The following is a 16734-nucleotide window of genomic DNA, read 5'->3' on the forward strand; positions in this document are numbered from 1 at the left end:
GTTCGCCGCTCGTGGTGCCGTTCACGCGGCCGGCGGTTCTGCCGGCGGGAGGTCGGGCGCATAGGGATCGGGAACGCCGAGGGTGCGGAGGGCCGCGACCTCGAGGGCCTCCATCGCGTCGGCATCCGCCTCGCCGGTCTCGTGGTCCTGACCGAGGAGGTGAAGGGTGCCATGGACGAGGAGATGGGCCAGATGGTCGCTGAGCGGCTTCGATTGCTCCGCACTTTCGCGCAGCATCGTGTCATACGCAAGAACCACGTCGCCGAGGGGCACCGGCATCCCCGCATGGGCGGGTTGCGCCGGCGCGGGGAAGGACAGCACGTTGGTGGGCTTGTCCTTGCCGCGCCAGGTCCGGTTGAGGTCCTGGACCACGGCGTCGGTCGCCAGCAGGATGCTGATCTCGACGGGTCCTTCGGGCGGCTCCGGGGCCACCGCCAGGCCGGCCTCGACGGCGCGAATCACGAAGGCTTCGAGCTCGGGCGCGACGCCCTCCCAGCGCGGGTCCTCGATGGCCACGTCGATCTCCGCCGCACAGGCGGGGGCCGTGCTCACGACAGCGGCCTCCGGCGCGAAACCGGACCGCGGTCGGCGTCGCCCTCCCCGTGGGACGCGGCCTCGTAGGCGGTGACGATGCGGCGGACGAGGTCGTGGCGTACCACGTCGACGTCCCGGAAGGTGATGCGCCCGATGCCCTCGACGCCGTCGAGGACGCGCACCGCCTCGACGAGGCCGGATTTCTGGCCCGGCGGCAGGTCGATCTGGCTCGGATCGCCGGTGATGATCATGCGGGAGTTCTCACCGAGGCGGGTGAGGAACATCTTCATCTGCATGGACGTGGTGTTCTGCGCCTCGTCGAGGAGCACCACGGCGTTGGTCAGGGTGCGGCCGCGCATGAAGGCGAGGGGTGCGATCTCAATCACGCCGGTCTGCAGGCCGCGGTCGACGTGGCGCGCCTCCATGAAGTCGTAGAGGGCGTCGTAGATCGGCCGCAGGTAGGGATCGACCTTCTCGCGCATGTCGCCGGGGAGGAAGCCGAGGCGCTCGCCGGCTTCCACGGCAGGGCGCGACAGGATCAGGCGCTCGACATGCCCCTGCTCCAGCAGCGACACGGCGTAGCCCACGGCGAGCCAGGTCTTGCCGGTGCCGGCCGGCCCCTCGGCGAAGACCAGTTCGTGGCTGCGCAGGGCCTTGATGTAGGCGTCCTGCGCCGCGTTGCGGGCGCGCACCGCACCGCGCTTGCGCGTGGCGAGCTGGTCGAACACGGGCCGGTCGGGCTCGGCGCTGACCTCCGCGGCCGGGAACAGGTTGCCCTGCTGGGTCGTCTCGTGGATCGCCCCGTCCACGTCGCCGAGGGTCAGGGGCAACCCGCTCGCCTTCACCCGGGCATAGAGCCGCTCGAACACCTTGCGGGCCTTCTCGGCCGCCTCGACGCTGCCCTTGACCACGAGGTGGTTGCCGAGCGCGGTGGCGGTCACGGCGAGGCGCCGCTCGATATGGGCGACATTCTGGTCGTACTGGCCGAAGACGAGGCTCGCGAGCCGATTGTCGTCGAAGGTCAGGGAGACCTCCTCGGTCTCGACCAGGCCCCCGATCCGCGCCGCCGGGCCGCGCCCGCGCAACGCGCCACCGCGTCCACTCGACCCTTCAGATCCTGGCACGCCGTCGTCCTTCATTCGTTGCAGGGAGGTCCGCACCGGCCGTCCGTGGCCGCGCCGCATCGCAGACGATCCCGAGATGGGCTCCCGCGGCGCGCCGGACAGTGGCGGATCGGCGCGGCGTATCGACCGACGGGGCCGGCATGGGCCGTCACGCCGCCGCCGCGGTGCCGCCGACGGCCTCGCCGAACAGGCTGTTGGAGCCGGCGCGGATCACCCGCACCGGCACCACCGTGCCGATGGTGGAGGTCGGCGCATCGAACTGGACCGGCAGGAGATGGGGGGTCTTGCCGGCGACCTGGCCGGGATGGCGGCCGGCCTTCTCGACCAGCACCTCGACCACGTGGCCGACCGCGGCCGCGTTGAAGGCATGGCGCTGCGCGTCGAGCAGGGCCTGGAGCGCGGCGAGGCGCTCGGACTTCACGGCTTCCGGAACGGCATCGGCGCTGTCGGCCGCCGGAGTGCCGGGGCGCGGGCTGTACTTGAAGGAGAAGGCGCTGGCGAAGCCGATCTCGCGCACCAGCCGCATCGTGTCCTCGAACTCGGCCTCGGTCTCGCCCGGGAAGCCCACGATGAAATCCGAGGACAGGGCGATGTCGGGCCGGGCCGTGCGCACCCGCTCGATCAGGCGGCGATAGGCGTCGCCGGTGTGCTTGCGATTCATCGCCTTGAGCACCCGGTCGGAGCCCGACTGCACCGGCAGGTGCAGGTAGGGCATCAGCGCCGGCAGGCTGCCATGGGCGGCGATGAGATCGTCGTCCATGTCGTTGGGATGGCTGGTGGTGTAGCGCAGGCGCAGGAGGCCGGGGATGCGCTCCAGGGCACGCATCAGCGCCGGCAGGGTCGCGCTGCCGCCGTCCGGACCGAGCCCGTGATAGGCGTTCACGTTCTGGCCGATCAGGGTGATCTCGCGGACGCCGCCGCGCACCAGCTTCTCGGCCTCGGCCCGGATCGCGTCCACGGAGCGCGAGACCTCGGCGCCGCGGGTATAGGGCACGACGCAGAAGGCGCAGAACTTGTCGCAACCCTCCTGCACGGTGAGGAACGCGGTCACCCCATGGGTGCGGCGGGCCGGCAGGTGGTCGAACTTGTCCTCGACGGGAAACTCGGTGTCGACCACGCGCTTCGTGGCCGAGCGCGCCAGCAGATCCGGCAGGCGGTGATAGTTCTGCGGGCCGACCACCACGTCGACGGTGGGCGCGCGGGCCAGGATCTCGGCGCCCTCGGCCTGGGCGACGCAGCCCGCGACGACGATCCGGGTCTCGTGCCCGGCCTCCGCCCGCTCACCCTTGAGCACCCGCAGGCGGCCGAGCTCGGAATAGACCTTGTCGGCCGCCTTCTCGCGGATGTGGCAGGTGTTGAGGATGACGACATCCGCCTCCTCCACCGCGTCCGTCGCCGCGTAGCCCTCGGCGCCCAGCACGTCCGCCATGCGGGCGGCGTCGTAGGCGTTCATCTGGCAGCCGTAGGATTTGACGTAGGCTTTCTTCAACAGTCCGATTCCGGTGACAGGATTTCCGCGCCGCGCATAGCACGGTTCGCCTGCGGCGTCGCGATCCCTCGCTCCGGCAATGTGCCATCCTCGACGTCGGGGCGCATCCGGTGACCCGGCCAGACCGGCCCCAGGGGCGGCCGGCCCGTGACGCCGCGCTGGAGGGCGGCGCGGACCGAGGCCTCCGCGAGGGCGGTTGCCCGCTTGCGGTCGGTGCCGGCCTCGACGGCGATCGGTGCGCCCCAGACCACGTGGATATCGATGGGACCGCCGTCGAAGAAGGCGGCGAGATGGGGCGCCAATTCCATGTCGCCGTACCAGGCGACGTCGGGCCGTTCCTTGCGAACGAGCGGCAGGCCGTTGCGGCGGGGATAGGTGATGGCCAGGGGCTGCAGCCGGATGCGGGCGGGCCCCTCCCCCGCGACCGCGGCCCGGGCGGCGCCGACCAGGGAGGAGCGGAAGGGCAGCAGCCGGGTGCCGTCCCCGGTGGTGCCCTCGGCGAAGAGCACGATGAGGTCGCCGCGGGCGAGGCGCTGCGCCACCGTGGCGTTGACGTTGGCGGTGTCGGCGCGGCGCGCCCGGTCGATGAACACCGTGCGCTGCAGCCGCGCCAGGGTCCCGATCACCGGCCAGCCGGCGATCTCGGATTTCGCCACGAAGGAGAGCGGCCGCAGGGAGCCGAGGACGATGATGTCGAGCCAGGAGACGTGGTTCGACAACACGAGCGCGGGTTCGCCGGCCTCCGGCGGCGTGCCGCTCTGGGTCACGCGCAGGCCGAACAGCGCCACGAACGCCCGGTGGAACAGCACGGGCATCCAGGCCGCGATGCGGCCGCGGCCGAAGCGGAGGCTGAGGAGGTGCGGCCCCACGATGACGAGGAACGCCACGGCGCAAAGCGCCAGGCGGCCATACGCGCCGAGGCGGGACATCGGCGGCCTAGCGCGCACCGGCTGGCGTCACGCCAGCACCGCCGTCATGGTGAGCGCCGTCGCCCGGGCGCCGTCGGCCCGGGTGTAGTACCCCGTCCGCTCGCCGACCTGCCGGAAGCCGTGGCGGGCGTAGAGCTTCAGCGCCGGCGCGTTGCCCTCGTCGACCTCGAGATGGACCGTCCGGATGCCGGACTGGACGAGGTGTTCGAGATGGGCGGCGATCAGCTTGTGCGAGAGGCCGCCCCCGCGCGCGGCCGGCGCCAGCACGACGGTGAGGATCTCGGCCTCGTCGGCCGCCCGTCGCGACAGGACGAAGCCCTGGATCGCGCCGTTCTTCCACAGGGCATGGGCCTCGGTGGAGCGCTCGCACAGCATGCGTTCGAACTCGTGCGCGTCCCAGGGGCGCGCGAAGGCGGTGGCGTGGATGCGCGCCAGGGCCCGCGCCTGGCCGGAATCCCGCAGCAGCGTGACGTAGGGTGCCGTGCCCCAGGCTTCCCACCAGGCGGACCAGACCTCGAAGGGCCAAAACGGCGTCAGCGAACGGGTCATCGGCGGGCGAGCCTCGCATGGTCTTGCGGCTGGGCGTCGGGACCGCGGAGATAGAGGGGACGCGCCAGCGCCTGGGCGGGGTCGGCCAGCATGCCGAGCGAGGCGACCCAGGCGATCTCGGCCGCTCCGGTGCCGGCCACCGCCGTGTTGAGCCCGCGCGCCTTCGCGGCCTGGGCGACCAGGGGCGCGCCGGAGCCGACCAGGGTGACGACGCCGTCGAGCATCGCCGCGGCTTCGACCACCGGAAGGTGGCTCGGCGGCACGACGATGCCGTCCGTCATGCTCATGGCCTGCAGGTAGACCGACCCGTGCCGGGCATCGATCGCGGCCACGATCAGGCCCTCGCCGTTCTGCGCGAGCAGCGGCGCCAGCAGGGCCGACAGGGTGGTGACGCCGACGACGGGGATGCCGGTGGCCAGGCCGATGGCCCGGGCCGCCGAGAGCCCGACCCGCAGGCCCGTGTAGCTTCCCGGCCCGACCGTGACCGCGACGCGGTCGAGGGCCTCAAAGCCGCCCTCGGCCCGGGCGACCACGCGCTCGATCATCGGCAGCAGCGCCTCGGCATGGCCGCGTCCGAGGATCATCGACTCGTGCGCGAGGAGATCGTCGGTCGAATCCGAGGCGATGCAGACGGAACAGGCGTCGAGCGCCGTGTCGATGGCGAGGATACGCAAACTCACTCCCGAACGTGCCACACGCCCGGATCGCGCAGGGGCGCCCGGGGCCACGAGTTTAAGACAAAAACGGCCGCTCCGTCAGGGCGGAGCGGCCATCGTGGAGAGATTCGGGCGAACCTGTTGCGGCTTTGCGTCGGCCCGCCGGAATTCGGACCGGTCAGATCGCCTGGACTTCGCGGATTTCCGGCAGGAAGTGGCGGAACAGGTTCTGCACGCCGTTGCGCAGGGTCGCGGTGGAGGACGGGCAGCCCGAGCAGGCGCCCTTCATCTCCAGGTAGACCACGCCCTCCTTGTAGCCCCGGAAGGTGATGTCGCCGCCGTCGCCGGCCACCGCCGGACGGACCCGGGTCTCGAGCAGGTCCTTGATGGTCTCGACCGTCTCGATGTCGGCCGGATCGAAGAACTCCTCGGCATCCTCGCTGCCGGCGACGTGGCCCTCGGCCAGGACCGGGGCTCCGGACTGGAAGTGCTCCATGATCGCGCCGAGGACGGCCGGCTTCACCTGCGGCCAGAGGTTGTCGTCCTCGGCCTTGGTGACCGAGATGAAGTCGTGACCGAGATAGACCCCGCTGACGCCGGGCACGTCGAACAGGCGGCTCGCCAGGGGCGAGCGGGCGGCGGCCTCGGAATCGCGCGCCTCGAAGGTGCCCTCGGGCAGGACGACGCGGCCCGGCAGGAACTTCAGGGTGGCGGGGTTCGGGGTGGCTTCGGTCTGGATGAACATGGTGGACAGGATCCTCGTCCGCTGCGCCGGTTCAAGGCCGGCCGGGAATGGCGGCGGACGTCGCCGCCGCTCTCCCCATGTGGACCGTGCGCGGGATTTTCTCAACCGCACCGGTTCGCGGGAGACGCGCCCGCGTGGATCGGCTGCCGGCTATTGGACAAGCGGCCGCACCTCGTGTATGGCCCGCCTCAATTCAAAACAGGATGCCGAAATCCTGACGCACGCGGTCCCATCCGGGGATCCCGGGCGCGCACCGGCAGGAACTTGACCATGAACATCATCCAGCAGCTCGAGCAGGAGCAGATCGCTTCGCTCGGCAAGACCATCCCCGATTTCCAGCCCGGCGACACGGTCACCGTGAACGTCAAGGTGAAGGAAGGCGAGCGCACCCGCGTGCAGGCCTACGAGGGCGTGTGCATCGCCCGCTCCGGCGGCGGCCTCAACGAGAGCTTCACCGTCCGCAAGATCTCCTACGGCGAGGGCGTCGAGCGCGTGTTCCCGCTCTACTCGCCGCTGATCGATTCGATCGCCGTCGTCCGCCGCGGCAAGGTGCGTCGCGCCAAGCTGTACTACCTGCGCGACCGTCGCGGTAAGTCCGCCCGTATCGTCGAGCGCGCCGATCGCCCCGCCGAGAAGGCCGCCAAGGCCGATGCCTCGAAGGCGAACAAGGATGCCCGGAAGGCCGAGAAGGCTGCCAAGAGCGCCGCGAAGACCGCCGCCGAGTAAGGCTGACGCGGCGCAAGAGTTGCGCTGAGTCAGATCTGGGCGGCGCCCCGCGCGCCCGTCCCTCGCATCATCAGGCCCGCTCGCGCGATCGAGCGGGCCTTTTTTACGATTCGACGATCAGGCCGCCGCGACCACCCGGCGCGCCGCGATCGTCCAACCGCCGGCCGCCCAGCCCTGCCGGGCGAGGCGCGCGACGAGATCGTTTCCGGTGATCCAGGCCAGGGCCTGCCGCGGCGGCATGGCCCGGGCGAAGTGGTAGCCCTGCACGGCCGGGCATCCGAGCTGGCGCAGCAGCTGGAACTGCGCCCGCGTCTCGACCCCCTCCGCCAGCACCTTGACCCCGAGGGTGCGGGCGAAGGCCAGGATGGCTTCCAGGAGCACCCGGTCCTGGGGCGTGTCGACGATCCGCTGGATGAAGCTCCGGTCGACCTTCAGGCTGTCGAAGCGCAGGTCGCGCAGCGATCCGATCGACGAATACGCCACCCCGAAATCATCGACGATGATGCCCACCCCCATGTCGACGAGGGCATCCACGTCCTTGCCGCCGCGCTCGTTCGAGTAGACCGCCTCCTCGGTGATCTCGAGGGCGATCCGGGTGGCGGACAGTCGGTGGGCGGCCAGTTCCGCCGCCACCATCTCGGCGAGCGGATAGGCCCCGAACTCGGTGGGCGAGACGTTGACCGAGACCACGGCCGCGCCGTGACCGCCGCCTTCGAGGAGCTGCGCCATGCGACAGGACTGCCTCAGGATGGTCCGGGTCAGGTCCTGCGAGCGCCGGGTCGCGGCGGCGGCCGCGATCGCGTCCGGTGGCGAGATCCAGCCCAAAGCGGGGTGCTTCCAGCGCAGGAGCGCCTCGAATCCGATGACCCGCCCGGTGCTGCAGTCCAGCTGCGGCTGGAACCAGGCCTGGATCGCTCTGCTCTCCAGCGCCTCGGGAAGATCCCGCTCGATGACGTGCCGCGCCGTCACCCGTGCGGCCATGGCCTCGCGGAAGGGCCGCCAGGTGCTGCGCCCCTCCGCCTTGGCGGCATAGAGGGCGAGATCCGCGTGGATCTGCAGGTCCGTCCGGGTCCTGCCGTCGCGGGGGTGGTGGGCGAGGCCCACGCTGGCACCCGCCTGCAGCGTCTGCCCGGAGGGCAGGAGAAGGCTCTCCAGGCCCGAGACCACCGCCTGCGCCAGGCACTCGCCTTCCGGATCGCCGGGACCGGCCGGAATCAGCGCCGCAAACTCGTCGCCACCCAGGCGGGCGACCACCGAACCCGGCCCGAGGATCCGGCGCAGCTGCGTCCCGGCCTCCACCAGGATCGTATCGCCGACACCATGCCCGAACCGATCGTTGATCCGCTTGAAGCGGTCCAGGTCGATCATCATGATCCAGAACGCCGTCGGGCCGGGCGGGGCCAGACGGGCCTCGAAGGCCTCCTGATAGGCGGCGCGGTTGACGAGCCCGGTCAGGGGATCGTGCGTGGCCGAATGCGCGAGGCAGCGCATCGCATGTCCGGCCGCGACGTTGGCCGCCTTCAGCGACTCCGTGAGCGCGACCGCCTCGTAGGTCAGGCGTTTCGTCCGCAGGTAGTGCCGTTCCTGCTCGTTGGCGCAGTGGAGCAGGAGCGCCGTCAGCAGGATGAGGTTCACGGCGACGATCTGTGCGCCGAACGAGCGGTCGAGGAGGAAGAGCAGGATCAGGATCGTGAGGTTCGGCAGCACGAACGCGACGGCCGGCGCCCGGGCGAACTTGTTCTGGATGATCGCGCCGGCATTGACGCTCAGGAAGGCGAGGCCGGTCGAGATCGTGTAGGCCTGTCCATGATAGGCGAGGCCGACGAGCGCCGCGGCCCAGCAGAGCCCCGACAGCAGGGCCCCGATCCAGCAAGAGGTCAGCACCCGGCCCGGCGCCGAGAGCGGCAGATCCGTCCGCAGCCAGACCCGGACGAGCAGGCCGCGGCCGGCATTGATCCCGGCATTCAGCGCGAGCAGGCCGAGGATCTGCGCATGAGGCACCAGGTGCCAGACCATGCCGGCCAGGGAGCACGACACGAAGAGATTCGCGACCAGGGTCGCGTTCACACCGCGCAGGACGTCGCTGACCTGATCGCGCTCGATGCTCACGTCGACAGGTGGCGGGGCGGTCATGGTCGATGCCGATCTCAATCCGTTCGTTGGGCCGGCAACCGGAGGCCGCCCTCGCGTCATTGATCGTCGACACAGATGAAGAGAGGGTAAGATTTTTCGCGGACAACGCTCTAATTGGCGTCAAATCCGCCTGTTTCTCCAATCATCAAAGACTTCTGCTGACAAAGCATCGTGCTGATCCAGCATCGGCCCGAAGAAGGTCTTGTGGCCACGGGCCCCGGTGACGGCGGTCTCCCGTCAGTCCCTCCCCCACTCCGACGCCGGCAAACCGAGAAGCCCGGCTCGCCGATGCGTTGCGGCGTCCACGAAAAAGCCCCGCCGGGTCCTGCGACCCGGCGGGGCTCTGAGGGTCGTCCGAGGACGACTGGTGGTCACTCAGGGATGACTTGGGGTCACCCCGAAACGACCTGGGCCTTACTCGGCGGCGATGCTGTGGGCCTGGCTGCCGTCGGTGTAGGTCTCGGACTGAAGACGCTTGCCCGGAGCCGCGCGACCCGGCAGCGGCGGCAGGGCACGGGCCTTCTCGAGGTCGATGCCCGCACCCTCGGCGACGCGGCGGCCGTAATCCTCATCGGCATGGAGGAAGTGCCAGACCATCCGCAGCTGGATGGCTTCCGGGCACTGCTTCATGTCGCCGACGAGGTTGGCGATCAGGTCGTCGCGCTCCCAATCCTGGAACGAGCGGTAGCGCACGCCCGCCTGGGTGTAGTCGTCCTCGGTGCGCGAGGTCTGGTAGCGGCCGAGGTTGCCCTGGACCGGCTGGTGGTAGTCACGCGCCGGCTTCGGGGCCTCGCGCAGGCCCTCGGCCAGGGTCGAGGGCTCGTAGTTGATGTGCTTGTTCGGACCCGTGCCGTCGACGCCGTAGGTCATCTGCCCGTCGCGCTGGTTCGAATAGACCTTCACGCCCGGCTGCGGCGCGTTGATCGGCAGCTGCAGGTAGTTGGCGCCGACGCGGTAGCGCTGCGTGTCCGAGTAGGACAGCGTCCGCCCCTGGAGCATCTTGTCGTCCGAGAAGTCGATGCCGTCCACGAGGACGCCGGTTCCGAAGGCCGACTGCTCGACTTCCGCGAAGAAGTTGTCCGGCACGCGGTCCAGCACCATGCGGCCGACGGGCAGAAGCGGGAAATCCTCCACCGGCCACAGCTTGGTATCGTCCAGGGGATCGAACGACAGGTGGTCATTCGGGCCGTCCGGCATGATCTGCACGCAGAACTCCCACTCGGGGAAGTTGCCGGCCTTGATGTTGTCGTACAGGTCGCGTGTCGCGTGGCCGACATCCTTGGCCTGGATCTCGGAAGCCTGCGCCGAGGTCAGGTTGCGGATGCCCTGCTTGGGCTCCCAGTGGAACTTGCAGAGCACGGCCTCGCCCTGGTCGTTGACCAGCTTGTAGGTGTTGACGCCCGAGCCCTCCATCTCGCGATAGTTGGCGGGAATGCCCCACGGCGACTTCAGGTGCGTGACCATGTGGATGGCTTCGGGGTGCTGGGCCACGAAGTCGAAGAAGCGCCACGCCTCCTGGCGGTTCGTCACCGGATCCGGCTTGAACGCGTGGATCATGTCGGGGAACTTGATCGCGTCGCGGATGAAGAAGACCTTGAGGTTGTTGCCCACGAGGTCCCAATTGCCGTCGACGGTCTTAAACTTCACCGCGAAGCCGCGCGGATCGCGCTCGGTCTCAGGGGACTCCTTGGCGCCGGCCACGGTGGAGAAGCGCACGAACATCGGCGTCTTCACTCCGGTCTCGTTCAGCACGCGGGCGCGGGTGTACTTGGAGGCCGGCTCGTTGCCGATCTTGCCGTAGGCCTCGAAATAGCCGTGCGCGCCGGCGCCACGGGCATGCACCACGCGCTCCGGAATCCGCTCACGGTCGAAATGGGTGATCTTCTCGATGAACTGGTAGTTCTCGAGGGTCGCCGGGCCGCGCTCGCCCACCGTCCGGGTGCTCTGGTTGTCGCGAACCGGATGGCCCTGACGGGTGGTGAGAATCGGGCGCTGATCGCTCATGCGGTGCTCTCTCGCTCGGAATCGATCGACGCGGCGATGGCCGCATCCAGATCTTGGCAGAAAACCAGACCTTCGCAGAAAGCCTGGAATGGTTCTGAGACAGCCTTATGACCCGCCGCGGGCGATTTGGCTAATGCATCGTGGCGAACGCAATGATAGGCATCGCCTATGAACATGTCCGGCCTGTCCCTGCGGGATCTCGAATACGTCGTCGCCGTGGCGGAGGAGATGCATTTCGGCCGGGCCGCCGAGCGCTGCAACGTGAGCCAGCCGACCCTGAGCGTCCAGGTCCGCAAGCTGGAGGATCTCCTCGGCCTCGCCCTGTTCGAGCGCGGCAACCGGCGGGTGATGCTGACGCCGGCCGGGCAGACCATCGTGCGGCAGGCCCGCATCGTGATGGCGGAGGCCCAGCGCCTCCTCGTGCTGGCGAGCGAGGGGCGCGGCGCGCCGCTCACCGGCCGCCTCGTCCTGGCGGCGATCCAGACCCTGGGGCCCTACCTGTTTCCGCTGATCCTGCGCACCCTGCGCCAGGAATTCCCCCTCCTGGCGCTCGCCCTGAGCGAGGCGCGCACGGCCGAGATTCTGGAGGGCCTGCGCAACGGCCGCATCGATGCCGCGCTCGTGTCCCTGCCGGTCCCGGCCTCGGGCCTGACCGTGTCGCCCCTCTTCGTCGAGCCGTTCCAGCTCGCCTGCCCGGCCGAGCATCCCCTCGCCCGGGGCGGCGCCCTGCGGGCCACCGACATTGCCGGCCCCGACCTCCTCCTGCTCGACGAGGGCAATTGCCTGCGCGACCAGACCGTGGCGGCCTGCGGGGCCGGCTCGGCCGCCGGGCGCCACGCCACCAGCCTGGAGACCCTGCGCTCGATGGTGGCGGCGGGGGCGGGCTACACCCTGCTCCCGGCCCTGGCGGTCCCCTCCGGACCCGATCCCAGCGGCCTCACCGTGACGCGCAGCTTCGACGTCGATGGGCCGGGGCGCACCGTGGCCCTGGCCTGGCGCACCAGCGATCCGCGCGCCGACGGCCTCGCCCATCTGGCCGCCTTCTTCCGGGCCCATGCGCCGGCGGGCACCGCGGCCTGCCGGGACGACGGCATGCCCCGTCCGCGCGCGGGGCGCCGTGACAGCGTGAGCGATCCGGTGTAGCGCCCGGCGCGACGGGCGTTCCGGCCCGGCCAGTTCCCGGCATCCCCTTCCGGGCAGCCCCCTCCCGGCATCCACTCCCCGGTATCCATCCACTCCCCGGTATCCATCCGCTCCCCGGTATTCATCCACTCCCCGGTATCATCGTGTTCGCACTGCGCTTCCTCGGCCGTTGGGCGGCTCTTCTCGCGGCCTCCGGCCTCCTGGCCTACGCCCTCGACCACGCGCACTTCCCGGCGGCCCTCCTGCTCGGGCCGATGGTGGCGGCCATCGCGTTCGGGGTCGGGGGCGCGAACCTGTCGGTGCCGAAGTTCGGCTTCCAGGCCGCCCAGGCGATGATCGGCTGCCTCGTGGCCCACACGGTGACGGGCGAGATCGTCGCCACCGTGGTGGATGACGGCTTCCTCATCCTCGCCGTGGTGCTGGTCACCGTCCTGGTCGGCGGGGCGGTCGGCTGGGCCCTGACCCGCCTGCGCATCCTGCCGGGCTCGACCGCCGCCTGGGGTTCGTCGCCCGGCGGCGCCGCCGCCATGGTGGCGATGTCCGAGGAATACGGTGCCGACCCGCGCCTCGTCGCCTTCATGCAATACGTGCGCGTGGTCGCCGTGGTGCTCTCGGCCTCGATCATGGCGCGCCTGCTCACCAACGTCTCCGACGTGGTCCCGGCCGCCGATCCCGTCTCGGTGGCTCCGCTCGCGCTCCTGGCGACCCTCGCGGTCGCCGCCTGCGGCGCGGGCCTCGCCAAGCTCCTGCACCTGCCGGCCTTCGCCCTGACCGGGCCGATGCTGCTCGGCGCCGCCCTGCACGCCTCCGGCCTGGTCTCCATGGCGCTGCCGATGCCGCTCCTCGACCTCGCCTACGCCACCATCGGCTGGTATGTCGGCCTGCGCTTCCGGCGCGAGACCCTGCGCGAGACGCTCGGCGCCATGCCGGGCATCGTCATCGCCACGCTGGGGGTCATCGCGCTCTGCGGCGGCTGGGCCTACGGCCTGACCTTCCTGCTGCCCATCGACTTCCTCACCGCCTATCTCGCGACGAGCCCGGGCGGGCTCGATTCGGTGGCCATCATCGCGGTCGGCTCCAAGGTCGACGTGTCCTTCGTGCTGGCGGTGCAGACGCTGCGGCTGTTCGTGGTGCTGGTGACGGGCCCGATCGTGGCGAAGTGGATCGCCCGCGGCGCCCCCGCGGCGCCCTGAGCGGGCGTCCGGACATGCGCGCCCTCTACCTCGCCTTCCTGAATTCCTGGCGCGGCCTCGTGCACGGCGCCCGGACCGAGCGGGCGGTGCGCCTCGAACTCGTGCTCCTGGCCCTCGGGCTGCCCCTGGCGCTGCTCCTCGGGTCGGGCCTGTGGGTCCGGGTCGCCCTGGTGGCGAGCCTGCTCCTGATGCTCGCGGCCGAGTTCCTGAACACCGCGGTGGAGAAGCTCTGCGACCACCTGCACCCGGGCCGGCACCCCAAGATCGGCATCGTCAAGGATCTCGCCTCGGCCGGGACCTTCTCCGCGCAGGGGATCGCCGCCCTGGTCTGGATCGCAGCCCTGTTCGAGCGGCTGTCGGATCTCCCCTGACGGGCTTCGCGAAAGACGTTCGTCGACGACATCCGCAGGTCGCGAGATGAAGCGCCGGGCCCTGCGGCCTGGACAGGGATGCTGCCGTCCGTCAACGCTGGATGCCCGGTCGATCCCTGACGGAACGACTTGAAGCATCCGAGGTGCGTTCATGGCGGTCGCCACACTCCTGAGACAAACACTGTTCGGCCTGGGCGGTCTCCTTCTGCTGATGCATCCCGCGGCTGCGGCCGACACGTCGAAAGCGGACACCTCGAAGGCGGCTTTGCCGAAGATCGCCGTGATCGCGACCGGCGGCACCATCGCGATGAAGCTCGACCCCACCACCCATGCGCCGGTGCCGGCGCTGTCGGGCGAGGACCTCGTCGCGGCGGTCCCGAAGCTCAGGGACATCGCCGCGATCGCCGTGACCGAGTTCAGCAACGTCCCGAGCGACTACATGGGACCGGACCGCTGGCCCGGCCTGTCCCGCAAGGTCGACGAGATCCTGGCCGATCCCGCGATCCGCGGCGCCATCGTCCTGCACGGCACCGATACGCTGGACCAGACCGCCTACTTCCTCGACCTCACCGTCAAGAGCGACAAGCCGATCGTGCTGGTGGGCGCCCAGCGCAACGCCTCCGACTGGGATTCGGACGGGTCGCGCAACCTCCTCAACGCCACCCGGCAGATCCTCGCCGACGGGTCCACCGGCATGGGCGTGACGGTGACGCTCAACCACCACATCAACGCCGCCCGCGAGGTGCGCAAGACGCACACGAGCAACGTCGAGACCTTCAATTCCGGCGATGCGGGCTTCCTCGGCTACGTCGACGAGGATCGGGTGGTGTTCAGTCGCAAGTCCCTGCGCCGCCAGACGCTGCCCCTGCCCGACCGCATGCCGCGGGTCGACCTCGTGGCGATGTATGCGGGTGCCGACGGCAGCCAGGTGCGCCATGCGGCCGAGACCGGCGCGGAGGCCATCGTTGTCGAGGCCTATGGCTGGGGCAACATGAACGCCGAGATGCACGACGCCATCGCGGAGGTCATCGGCAAGGGCGTGCCGGTCATCGTGGCCACCAAGGTCCCTAACGGCCGCGCGCTGCCGGTGTACGGCTTCAAGGGCGGCGGCAACACGCTGCTGAAGGCCGGCGCCGTCTTCGCCGACGACCTGACGCCGGACAAGGCGCGGATCCTGGCCCTGATCGCGCTGCCGAAGACCAAGGACCGCGCGGCCCTGCAGGCCCTGTTCGACAAGTAGTAGGCCCTATCGACGAGAGATCCTGCCCGCCCGCCACGGATGGCGCCCGCGCCCCCGTCGCGGGACGGGGCTCGGCCCGCGACAGCGCCTCGCTCGCTTCTCGCGCGCCGAGCGCCTATGTGCGGGGCGAGTTCCCCTCGCACCGCATCGCTGCCGGAGCCCGTGTCTCCTTGACCGACTACATCCGCAAGATCCTCACCGCCCGCGTCTACGACGTCGCGATCGAGAGCCCCCTCGACCCGATGCCGCGCATGTCGGTGCGCCTGGCCCGCCCGGTGCTCCTGAAGCGCGAGGACCTGCAGCCGGTCTTCTCGTTCAAGCTGCGCGGCGCCTACAACAAGATGTCGGGCCTGGCGCCCGAGCTGCTGGCCAAGGGCGTCGTCTGCGCCTCGGCCGGCAACCATGCCCAGGGCGTCGCCCTGGCGGCCGCCCGCCTCAACGTCCGCGCGGTGATCGTGATGCCGCGCACCACCCCGGCGATCAAGGTCGATGCCTGCCGCGCCCGCGGCGCCGAGGTCATCCTGTTCGGCGATGCCTTCGACGAGGCCCTGGGCCATGCCCGGGAGCTGGAGGCGCGCGACGGCCTGACCTTCCTGCATCCCTTCGACGATCCCGACGTCATCGCCGGCCAGGGCACCATCGGGATGGAGATCCTCACCCAGCATTCCGGGCCGATCGAGGCGATCTTCGTGCCCGTCGGCGGCGGCGGCCTCGCGGCCGGCATCGCCACCTTCGTGAAATACCTGCGGCCCGAGACCAAGGTCATCGGCGTCGAGCCGGACGACGCCGCCTGCATGGCCGCGGCCCTGGCGGCCGGCGAGCGCGTGGTGTTGCCGACCGTCGGGCTGTTCGCCGACGGCGTCGCCGTGCGCGAGGCCGGCGCCGAGACCTTCCGCCTCTGCCGCGCGTTTCTCGACGAGGTCATCACCGTCGACACCGATGCCATGTGCGCGGCGGTGAAGGACATCTTCGACGACACCCGCGCCATCTCGGAGCCCTCGGGCGCCCTGGCGCTGGCCGGCGCGAAGGCCTACGCCGCCCGGCAGGACGGCGGCACCGGCACCCTGGTGGCGATCTCCAGCGGCGCAAACCTCAACTTCGACCGCCTGCGCCACATCGCCGAGCGCGCCGAGCTCGGCGAGCAGCGCGAGGTCCTGCTCGGCGTGACCATCCCGGAGCGGCCGGGCGCCTACCGCGCCTTCATCCAGACCCTCGGGCCCCGGGCGATCACCGAGTTCAACTACCGCTACGCGGCGGGTGCCGACGCGCAGATCTTCGTCGGCATCAACCTCGCCGGCGGCCTGCGGGAGAAGCACGCCCTCATCGACTCGCTGAAGGCTGCCGGCTACCGCACCGTCGACATGAGCGACAACGAGATGGCCAAGGTCCATATCCGCTACATGGTGGGCGGGCGCGCCACCGGCCTCGCCGACGAGCGGCTTTACCGCTTCCAGTTCCCCGAGCGGCCGGGGGCGTTGATGAAGTTCCTCGATGCCCTGGGCGACGGCTTCGCCATCACGCTGTTCCACTATCGCAACCACGGCGCCGATTACGGCCGCGTCCTCGCCGGCATCGATGTGCCGCCGGCCGAGCGCGCCCGCTTCGACGCGGCGATCGAGGCCCTGCACTACCCGTGCGTCGACGAGACCGACAACCCGGCCTACCGGATGTTCCTCGACGATGGGCACGGCATGGGGGGCGTCGCGGCCTGACGTCGACGCGCTGCGCGACGCAGCAATCACGGATTGCGGGAGGACGGGGCGTTTCAATGCCCGCTCGTTCGCGCGCCGGTGCGGCGGCAACAAATGATAAGGTTCGGCGGCTGCTCCGTCGCCGGCCCATATTCTGAATACCACCCGAAGACGCGCCGGACGAAAGTTTTAATTCAACTTTCTCCC

14 protein-coding genes and 1 pseudogene are annotated in these 16734 nt (G+C 70.4%); 6 read left to right on the top strand and 9 right to left on the bottom strand.

The genetic code is table 11. From position 1 onward, the window contains the following. Positions 1-21 precede the first annotated feature (21 nt). From ybeY to AC0IY1_RS17515, 7 genes are all read right to left on the bottom strand, one after another. Entirely contained in the window at positions 22-552 is a 531-nt protein-coding gene (gene ybeY / locus AC0IY1_RS17485; protein ID WP_055957818.1) for an rRNA maturation RNase YbeY, read from the bottom strand. Continuing rightward, on the bottom strand, positions 549-1673 hold the full coding sequence (locus AC0IY1_RS17490) for a PhoH family protein (RefSeq protein WP_471771218.1): 1125 nt from the start codon (positions 1671-1673) through the stop codon (positions 549-551). The genes ybeY and AC0IY1_RS17490 overlap by 4 nt, the downstream gene beginning before the upstream one ends. A gap of 133 nt (positions 1674-1806) precedes the next feature. Then, positions 1807-3147 (bottom strand): tRNA (N6-isopentenyl adenosine(37)-C2)-methylthiotransferase MiaB, encoded by a 1341-nt coding sequence (gene miaB, locus AC0IY1_RS17495; RefSeq protein WP_471771220.1) that lies wholly within the window; start codon positions 3145-3147, stop codon positions 1807-1809. Next, positions 3144-4076 carry a lysophospholipid acyltransferase family protein gene (locus AC0IY1_RS17500; protein WP_471771222.1) on the bottom strand — a complete coding sequence of 311 codons (933 nt, stop codon included), beginning with the start codon at positions 4074-4076 and terminating at the stop codon, positions 3144-3146. The genes miaB and AC0IY1_RS17500 overlap by 4 nt, the downstream gene beginning before the upstream one ends. Before the next feature lie 27 nt (positions 4077-4103). Next, positions 4104-4625 carry a GNAT family N-acetyltransferase gene (locus tag AC0IY1_RS17505; protein WP_471771224.1) on the bottom strand — a complete coding sequence of 174 codons (522 nt, stop codon included), beginning with the start codon at positions 4623-4625 and terminating at the stop codon, positions 4104-4106. After that, on the bottom strand, positions 4622-5299 hold the full coding sequence (gene tsaB / locus AC0IY1_RS17510) for a tRNA (adenosine(37)-N6)-threonylcarbamoyltransferase complex dimerization subunit type 1 TsaB (RefSeq protein WP_103709701.1): 678 nt from the start codon (positions 5297-5299) through the stop codon (positions 4622-4624). Before tsaB ends, AC0IY1_RS17505 begins: the two co-directional genes overlap by 4 nt. Positions 5300-5459: 160 nt before the next feature. After that, a complete protein-coding gene (locus tag AC0IY1_RS17515; RefSeq protein WP_471771226.1) occupies positions 5460-6026 on the bottom strand; it encodes a NifU family protein in 567 nt (188 codons plus the stop codon). Between the two features lie 270 nt (positions 6027-6296). Here AC0IY1_RS17515 and rplS point away from each other — a divergent pair, with 270 nt between their 5' ends. Continuing rightward, entirely contained in the window at positions 6297-6752 is a 456-nt protein-coding gene (gene rplS, locus AC0IY1_RS17520) for a 50S ribosomal protein L19 (protein WP_055957797.1), read from the top strand. Between the two features lie 117 nt (positions 6753-6869). Here the strand turns inward: rplS and AC0IY1_RS17525 are convergent, their stop codons facing one another. Together AC0IY1_RS17525 and AC0IY1_RS17530 are read right to left on the bottom strand one after the other, a co-directional pair. After that, positions 6870-8885 carry a putative bifunctional diguanylate cyclase/phosphodiesterase gene (locus tag AC0IY1_RS17525; RefSeq protein ID WP_471771228.1) on the bottom strand — a complete coding sequence of 672 codons (2016 nt, stop codon included), beginning with the start codon at positions 8883-8885 and terminating at the stop codon, positions 6870-6872. A 414-nt stretch (positions 8886-9299) separates the two neighbouring features. Continuing rightward, the gene (locus AC0IY1_RS17530; RefSeq protein ID WP_103709703.1) at positions 9300-10889 is read right to left on the bottom strand and encodes a catalase; all 1590 of its coding nucleotides are present in this window, start codon (positions 10887-10889) and stop codon (positions 9300-9302) included. Between the two features lie 168 nt (positions 10890-11057). On the opposite strand from AC0IY1_RS17530, the gene AC0IY1_RS17535 reads away from it, so the two are divergent. The 5 genes and pseudogenes from AC0IY1_RS17535 to ilvA all read left to right on the top strand — a co-directional run. Continuing rightward, positions 11058-12032: a LysR substrate-binding domain-containing protein gene (locus AC0IY1_RS17535; RefSeq protein ID WP_103709704.1), complete on the top strand. Its 975-nt coding sequence runs from the start codon at positions 11058-11060 to the stop codon at positions 12030-12032. Between the two features lie 143 nt (positions 12033-12175). Further along, positions 12176-13225, top strand: a complete 1050-nt coding sequence (locus AC0IY1_RS17540; protein ID WP_103709705.1) for an AbrB family transcriptional regulator — start codon at positions 12176-12178, stop codon at positions 13223-13225. Positions 13226-13239: 14 nt separating this feature from the next. Continuing rightward, positions 13240-13596 (top strand): diacylglycerol kinase, encoded by a 357-nt coding sequence (locus AC0IY1_RS17545; protein ID WP_103709740.1) that lies wholly within the window; start codon positions 13240-13242, stop codon positions 13594-13596. Between the two features lie 211 nt (positions 13597-13807). After that, the gene (locus AC0IY1_RS17550; RefSeq protein WP_471771285.1) at positions 13808-14836 is read left to right on the top strand and encodes an asparaginase; all 1029 of its coding nucleotides are present in this window, start codon (positions 13808-13810) and stop codon (positions 14834-14836) included. A gap of 86 nt (positions 14837-14922) precedes the next feature. Beyond that, a pseudogene (gene ilvA, locus AC0IY1_RS17555) lies at positions 14923-16548 on the top strand (threonine ammonia-lyase, biosynthetic); the annotation flags it as partial. Between the last annotated feature and the right edge of the window lie 186 nt (positions 16549-16734).

The organism is Methylobacterium sp. AC690 (genome assembly GCF_979256535.1).

What these genes read in the sequence shown, in the direction of transcription:
- rplS (WP_055957797.1), top strand. Translation starts at nt 6,297, where the DNA reads ATGAACATCATCCAGCAGCTCGAGCAGGAGCAGATCGCTTCGCTCGGC.
- AC0IY1_RS17490 (WP_471771218.1), bottom strand. Translation starts at nt 1,673, where the DNA reads ATGAAGGACGACGGCGTGCCAGGATCTGAAGGGTCGAGTGGACGCGGT.
- AC0IY1_RS17550 (WP_471771285.1), top strand. Translation starts at nt 13,808, where the DNA reads ATGCATCCCGCGGCTGCGGCCGACACGTCGAAAGCGGACACCTCGAAG.
- AC0IY1_RS17530 (WP_103709703.1), bottom strand. Translation starts at nt 10,889, where the DNA reads ATGAGCGATCAGCGCCCGATTCTCACCACCCGTCAGGGCCATCCGGTT.
- AC0IY1_RS17500 (WP_471771222.1), bottom strand. Translation starts at nt 4,076, where the DNA reads ATGTCCCGCCTCGGCGCGTATGGCCGCCTGGCGCTTTGCGCCGTGGCG.
- AC0IY1_RS17545 (WP_103709740.1), top strand. Translation starts at nt 13,240, where the DNA reads ATGCGCGCCCTCTACCTCGCCTTCCTGAATTCCTGGCGCGGCCTCGTG.
- AC0IY1_RS17505 (WP_471771224.1), bottom strand. Translation starts at nt 4,625, where the DNA reads ATGACCCGTTCGCTGACGCCGTTTTGGCCCTTCGAGGTCTGGTCCGCC.
- AC0IY1_RS17525 (WP_471771228.1), bottom strand. Translation starts at nt 8,885, where the DNA reads ATGACCGCCCCGCCACCTGTCGACGTGAGCATCGAGCGCGATCAGGTC.
- AC0IY1_RS17535 (WP_103709704.1), top strand. Translation starts at nt 11,058, where the DNA reads ATGAACATGTCCGGCCTGTCCCTGCGGGATCTCGAATACGTCGTCGCC.
- AC0IY1_RS17515 (WP_471771226.1), bottom strand. Translation starts at nt 6,026, where the DNA reads ATGTTCATCCAGACCGAAGCCACCCCGAACCCCGCCACCCTGAAGTTC.